Consider the following 6,347-nt stretch of genomic DNA (forward strand, 5'->3'; position numbering starts at 1 on the left):
GGCCCAGAGGACAATCGCAGTCGCTGCGGATCAAGTCGTGCTCGAGAAAGGTTGCAGATAGAAAAAAGAAGTGACACACCGATGCGTTGATTCAAACAATCTGTCTGAACCAAGCCGTCGATCGGAGCGGTGTGAACACTAAACCTGCAATCGAATACACAGCGCAAGCAGAGAGGCTGGCGATTGACGTAGTCGCAACGTCTGGGCAACCGTCCAGCGTGGAAGCAGTCGCAATTGCGACAAACCAGCAACGTCCAACAGGCGTTCGTCATACGACGCGGATGGCGTCGAAAGCCAAACCGTGGTCAGCGGCAGCGACGTCGTCAAGGCAAACATCGTCTCGAACGATGGAATACCAAGATCCAACTTCGATTCGGTGTCAAATTGCGAAACTGATGCTTGAGTTGCCGAAACGGAATCGAATCCAAAGACTCCCGTCGATAGCAGCGCAAATGGAATCCCATCGACGGCGATGGGCGTTGGCATCTTTGCAATTTTGGCCGGTCGGTCGGCCTCGATCGATAGCGACTTGGTATCCGTCGTTTTTGCAGGTAACGACAGCAGTGCGATCGACGCAAGTAACAGAAATCGCCAATGTTTCATGAACGAAGAGAGCCCGTCAGCTCCACAACACACAGAGATTGCAAGATTTGAATCTTTCAGTAGCGTCTCGACCCAACCGAGTTGAGTCAGTGCGCCGATCGAAGTGGCAAGTCAGAAATGAAAGCACATTTGACTATTCTATCGTCACGCTTCCGCCGACGTCAGCCACCCAATTCAGAATCATCAGCCGGAACCTCGCGATCAAGGTTCCGGCTGTTAAAAAACGCAGCGGCAGTGCCATCGAAAATGCAAACAGGGCTACCGCCTGTGCTTAGGACGTTCCGTTGGTACTGATCGTTTCGGAACGATACCTGTCGGAACTATACTCGGACGGCACCGGGTTTGCCGTTTTCGATCACGAACGACGCCTTGGTCTCGATGGGAGACCCGGGTTTGTCGACGAACGGGGTGGTGCGGAAGTGAGACGTCCACGATTGCGGAGTGATGTCGCACGAGACGTAGCCGCGGTTGGAATTGTACCAACGCACGAAGTCGTTTTGTGCGGCGGCACGTTCATACTCGGGAATCACATTGCCGCCGTTGCCGCCGGACGTCATCGCGGTGCCAACCAATTCGGTTCCCACCAATGGCGAGTTAGGATCTTGGAAATCGAGCTGCAGATCGTTGACCCAATTGACGTGGATATCCCCGGTCAACACGACGGGATTGGAGATCGATTTCTCGTGAAAGAAGTTTAACAACCGGCGACGGTTCACTTCATAGCCGGGCCATTGATCCATGCTGTAGCGGCGGTCGTCGCCTTCACCGCGATTCAGCGGCGCCATCATCACCTGTTGGGCAAGCACGTTCCAAGTCGACGACGACTCGAGCAAACTTTGCATTAGCCATTGCTCTTGTTGATCGCCCAGCATCGTTGCTTTCTGATCAAATACCTTGCCGGTCATCGGTTTTTGATGATCACCGTTGGGTTGATCGGTGCGGTACTGCCTCGTGTCGAGCACGTGGAAATTGGCCAACCGTCCGTATTGGCATCCACGATACAGCTTCATGTTCGGTCCTTGCGGAAACGAACTTCGCCGCAGTGGCATGAATTCGTAATAAGCTTGATAGGCGGCAGCACGCCGAGCCAAGAAGGCTTCCGGCGAGACGCCGTCCTGTTCCGAAACAAGGTTCGCGTAGTTGTTGTCAAACTCGTGATCGTCCCATGTCACGATCCAAGGAAACAGCCGATGGGTTTCTTGAAGCGTTTGGTCGAGTCGATACTGGGAATAGCGAGTCCGATAGTCGTCCAGTGTTTCGATCTCACCGCCAATGTGTTTGCGAGGACGCTTGTCCGCACCCGCATATTCGTAAATGTAGTCGCCGAGATGAACGACAAGATCGAGATCTTCGCGTTGCATATGGGGGTAGCCGTTAAAATACCCCGTCTCGTAATGTTGACATGACGTGAAGGCAAACCGGACGCGGTCGGGAATGGCATCGATTGCCGGAGCGGTACGAGTGCGGCCAACGGGGCTGGTTTCGTTGCCAGCGTGAAAGCGATAGAAGTACCAACGATGAGGCTTCAGCCCGTCCACTTCGACATGCACCGAGTGCCCAAGGGCGGGGGATGCGACGGCATCCCCATGACGCACCACATTGGTAAACGATTCGTCGGTGGCGACTTCCCATCGCGTCCGCACTGTTTTGTGTTGCATCCCACCCTGTTCAAGTGGCTTGACCGCCAAACGCGTCCAAATCACCACACCGTCCGGAGCCGGATCGCCCGAGGCAACGCCCAGCGTAAATGGATTGTCGCTAAAGTGCGGCTTCTCGGTGACTTCGCCCTGAACTCGCAGCGCCAGCGTTGGAATCGCAGACACGGCCGCCATGTAACGCAAGAAGTCGCGACGCTCGATTCCATACCTACGTTGCTTCGGTTTGGCAGTGGATGTCATGAGGCAAAGATCCTTAAGGAGAGGTTTTGGGCGGGGAGTGATTAGGGAAAGGAATCGCGATGCCGCAACATCGCCTGCGGAAGCCCATCCCAGGGACATGCATCATACAACGGCGGAGATGGCCATGTTTGAGCGGCTGCAATGATAAGAAACGCCGACGCCCCAGCAACCACCGCCGTGCATCGGCTCGACACCCCGGCGGGTGGTCCCGAGCATGCAAGACGTGATCCGCCGCGGGGGCCAGTGGAACGGCAACGTTCCGCCGAGACGACTTGCGTTTCCCGACAAGAATCAACGTTTGAGCTCGCGTTTGCCGAGCAAACCAGACGGACGAGCGTGACGCGGCGTCACTGGATTCGAGCGTTTCGGCCCCATTCGCTGCGAGCTGAGCCAACGACCGTCACCGTCGTTTCCACACACACTCTTCATCCAAGTTTGTCGGACTCTTTACGCCGATGGATCGATTGGCACCACCGGCAACCCCCATACAATCGATCCGCCCATACAATCGATCCGCCCATACAATCGATCCGCCCAAACAACCGATACCCCCAACCAATTCGTACGTCTGATAATCATCGTCCCGCCTTTCATCGAGCGAGGCTAGAATCGGTCGCCGACGGAAAACAGCGAGGCGAATGTTGACGAGATCTCAAGCAGAGGCGATTGCCCCGACGAATACGATTGCCCACCCGAAGCGATCGCGTCTGACAACGAGAGAAGTGACAGGTACATGGGTGTCACCATTTTGATGTCGCACTGCCTTGCGGCTGGAATATGGGTGCCCCGGACGCTTGGATTCTCGCGCTGGGTTGGGATCCTCGCGTCGGGTTATCGGACAATCACACATGGTGACATACGGATGCAATATTCTTGTCGCGATCAATCCAATGCAATAGATTGATGTCTGCTCGAGCCGCCTTGAGCCAAACTGCGATGGCCCCTTTCGGATTCACGAAGGCGCAGCAAGGGTCATCTTGATGCAACCGGAGTGAGGAAGCATGCCGACGGATTGGAGCAACGTCAGCGAACCGAGCGAACCTCGCGTGATGCAGATCCGAGGGACGCGGGTTAAAAACAATTCGCCAGCGTCGTCGCTGCGATGGACGAATCGTGCATCCCATCCGAGTCGGTTTGGGTGGTCGAGCTGAAGCGCCGGAGAGCACCTCAGAGGCGTAGGTTTGACAAACGCGATGCACTGTCGGTTAAGTCGGTTGTCACTTCACATCGCGTTTCAAATCCCCAGACAGGGGTAGAAAACACTCTCCGATGTAACCTATCGCAATTTTTTTGCGTAATTTTTGCGCCAAGACAGGTGTACATCATAGTGAACGTCTCTGGCAACTTGTTTTTGGCGTCTACAATTGAATCCATCAGTTAGACACCCGTTTTTACTCGTAATGTAGTTGAACATCGATGAGTGCGAATCGAAACATCACACGGATTGACCGTGACAGTTCTGGGGGCTTCCTTGTGCGTTTAATGCGCAAGGGAAAGAAGCACACCAAGTTTTTTGCAGACAACGAATATGGTGGAAAACGCAAGGCTCAAGCCGCTGCGAAGAAATTCCGCGATGAGTTGGAAAGCAAGTTGAAGGGCTACACGCCACAACAATTGTCGAAAATTGTTCGCTCAAATAACACTTCCGGCGTCGTCGGGGTTCGGCTTGTCGAAGAGGTCGATTCTCGCTGGCCGTCCAAGCCCACCTACCAATACTGGGTAGCTCAATGGAGCCCAAGTAAGGGTGTGCGAAAGACGCAACGATTCTCGGTCGAGAAATACGGCCACGACGAAGCCTACAAGCTTGCCGTCAAGGCACGCGCCAAAGGTGTCGCGAGCATGAAATCGTAAGCGACGACGCTTAAAAGGTTATCGCGGCAGAGTATTCTACTTTTGCTGTAGCATTCACGACCGAGAGTTACCACGCGGTATGCGTCGCCATGCTTTTGTGGGGCATATAAGCCTGGTCTAGGCGGACTCGAGGTCACGAATCTCGCATTGGAATTACCTTGCATTGGCAACCTTACTTAGGGGCCAGAGGATGACCGCCCAGCGGGCGGTCATCATACACCTCTACATAGTGTGTTCCATCAGCACTCTGCAATCGCCGGTGGGTGGGCGACGCTCGTTTAGCTCGCTGTACGGGTTGTATTCACTCATTTCAGCCACGTTTTGCCCATTAATCTCGTTTACCATTATGCAGATTCGCTCTGCTATGGATAATAGAGTCTTAACCGAGGGTGAAACGTCGAGCAGCGGAGCGGGTCCGGCTCGCTGCGTTTCTTCATCAAGTTGCCTCCGACACTCTCGCTAGGCTTCCCTCATTTGCCAGTCTGTCATCCTTTTGAATAGACTGTGCCAAGTCGATTGCAGAATCTAGCCCCGAGGAATGCATGAGTATGAAGATCCATGGTATGGGAACGGCTCTACCGAGCCTGTCCGTATCCCAAGAAGGTTCCGCCGAGATTGCCAACGGAATCTGTTGCGAGACTGACCAACAACGGCGTCTGCTTTCGACGTTGTATCGTCGAACGGGAGTCAAATCGCGTCACAGCGTGCTGCTAGAAACGGAGTCTCAATCGTCATTTAATGGCGAGTCGGTCGCCGCAAACGCTCTGCATGGAACCGCATCCCAGGTTGCCGAAGCACAACCGGCGGGCTCGACCACCGTATTGGATCGCGCCAACCAGTCGTTCTATTGGCCAGCGAACGATGCCACCGACCGGGGACCGACGACCGCGCAGCGACTCGGTGCTTACCGCGACCATGGCGAGGGGTTAGCGATCGAAGCATCACAAAAAGCCTTTGCCGATTGTGACGTTCGTCCCGACGAGATCACCCATTTGGTAACAATTTCCTGCACGGGATTTCATGCACCGGGAGTCGATATCGCGTTGATTCGCCAACTCGGTTTACCCGCAACGGTGTCTCGCACCAACGTCGGATTCATGGGATGCCACGGCGCCATGAACGGACTCCGCGTCGCCAAGGCCTATGCGGATGCCGACCCCAAGGCACGCGTGTTAGTCGTGGCGGTCGAGTTGTGCAGTTTACATCAACAATATGGCTGGGATCACCAACGGATCGTCTCGAATTCGTTGTTTGCCGACGGAGCGGCGGCAGTAATCGGATCCGGATCTGACAAAGCTTCCGACGCCGAGCATGTGACATTAACGAGCAGCTATTCCGCGATCATCCCCGACACCGAAGAGATGATGTCGTGGGCAATTGGTGACAACGGTTTTGAGATGTATTTATCAGCCGAAGTCCCCGACGTGATTCGCCGCTCGACACGCGAGCCACTCGAAAAATGGTTGAACCAGACCGGGTTGTCATTGGCCGAGATCCAATCATGGGCGATTCATCCCGGCGGCCCTCGCATTCTTGATGCGTGTGCCGAATCGCTTTCACTCGGCGAAGACGACTTGCTCGCCTCGCGTAGTGTATTGAGTCGGTTTGGGAACATGTCTTCGCCCACCGTTCTGTTTGTGCTGAATGAATTGCTCGATAACGCACAGAAGCCCCCAACGTTGATGCTTGGCTTTGGCCCTGGCTTGGCAATGGAAGCGGCGTTGTTTCAGTAGGCGTATCGCGTCTTATCGGGATGGTGCCAGTTGAATCTAGTCGTACGACGGACTTCCTAGTCCGTCCAATACACGATTGACGGACTAGGAAGTCCATCATACACCCGTTGCCGCAGGAAACTTGACTGAATCAACAAGCCGTCAACGGCTTTCGTTTGATCGACGTATGCCCGTCGAAACTCTTGACGAGTTCCGCTACGGATTCGCGGTTGGATTAGAACTGTTCGCGGATCACGAATCCGATAATCGCACCGATCAACAC

At 54.6% G+C, this 6,347-nt stretch carries 7 protein-coding genes; 3 read left to right on the forward strand and 4 right to left on the reverse strand.

Going from position 1 to position 6,347, the window contains the following annotated elements; translation table 11 throughout:
- Nucleotides 1-138: 138 nt before the first annotated feature.
- From ABX962_RS26790 to ABX962_RS26805, 4 genes are all read right to left on the reverse strand, one after another.
- Nucleotides 139-603: a hypothetical protein gene (locus tag ABX962_RS26790; protein WP_372723982.1), complete on the reverse strand. Its 465-nt coding sequence runs from the start codon at nucleotides 601-603 to the stop codon at nucleotides 139-141.
- 320 nt (nucleotides 604-923) lie between these two features.
- Nucleotides 924-2,501 (reverse strand): alkaline phosphatase, encoded by a 1,578-nt coding sequence (locus ABX962_RS26795; protein WP_372723984.1) that lies wholly within the window; start codon nucleotides 2,499-2,501, stop codon nucleotides 924-926.
- Between the two features lie 447 nt (nucleotides 2,502-2,948).
- The gene (locus tag ABX962_RS26800; RefSeq protein ID WP_372723986.1) at nucleotides 2,949-3,080 is read right to left on the reverse strand and encodes a hypothetical protein; all 132 of its coding nucleotides are present in this window, start codon (nucleotides 3,078-3,080) and stop codon (nucleotides 2,949-2,951) included.
- Between the two features lie 24 nt (nucleotides 3,081-3,104).
- Nucleotides 3,105-3,236, reverse strand: coding sequence for a hypothetical protein (locus ABX962_RS26805; RefSeq protein ID WP_372723987.1), 132 nt, complete (start codon nucleotides 3,234-3,236; stop codon nucleotides 3,105-3,107).
- Between the two features lie 266 nt (nucleotides 3,237-3,502).
- Between ABX962_RS26805 and ABX962_RS26810 the strand changes: the two genes are divergently transcribed.
- From ABX962_RS26810 to ABX962_RS26820, 3 genes are all read left to right on the forward strand, one after another.
- On the forward strand, nucleotides 3,503-3,652 hold the full coding sequence (locus ABX962_RS26810; protein WP_372723989.1) for a hypothetical protein: 150 nt from the start codon (nucleotides 3,503-3,505) through the stop codon (nucleotides 3,650-3,652).
- 265 nt (nucleotides 3,653-3,917) lie between these two features.
- Nucleotides 3,918-4,352, forward strand: a complete 435-nt coding sequence (locus ABX962_RS26815) for an AP2/ERF family transcription factor (RefSeq protein ID WP_052031703.1) — start codon at nucleotides 3,918-3,920, stop codon at nucleotides 4,350-4,352.
- 542 nt (nucleotides 4,353-4,894) lie between these two features.
- Nucleotides 4,895-6,085: a type III polyketide synthase gene (locus ABX962_RS26820; protein ID WP_372723991.1), complete on the forward strand. Its 1,191-nt coding sequence runs from the start codon at nucleotides 4,895-4,897 to the stop codon at nucleotides 6,083-6,085.
- Nucleotides 6,086-6,347 lie beyond the last annotated feature (262 nt).

It is taken from the genome of Novipirellula sp. (assembly GCF_041583735.1).
Classification (GTDB): Bacteria; Planctomycetota; Planctomycetia; order Pirellulales; family Pirellulaceae; genus Novipirellula.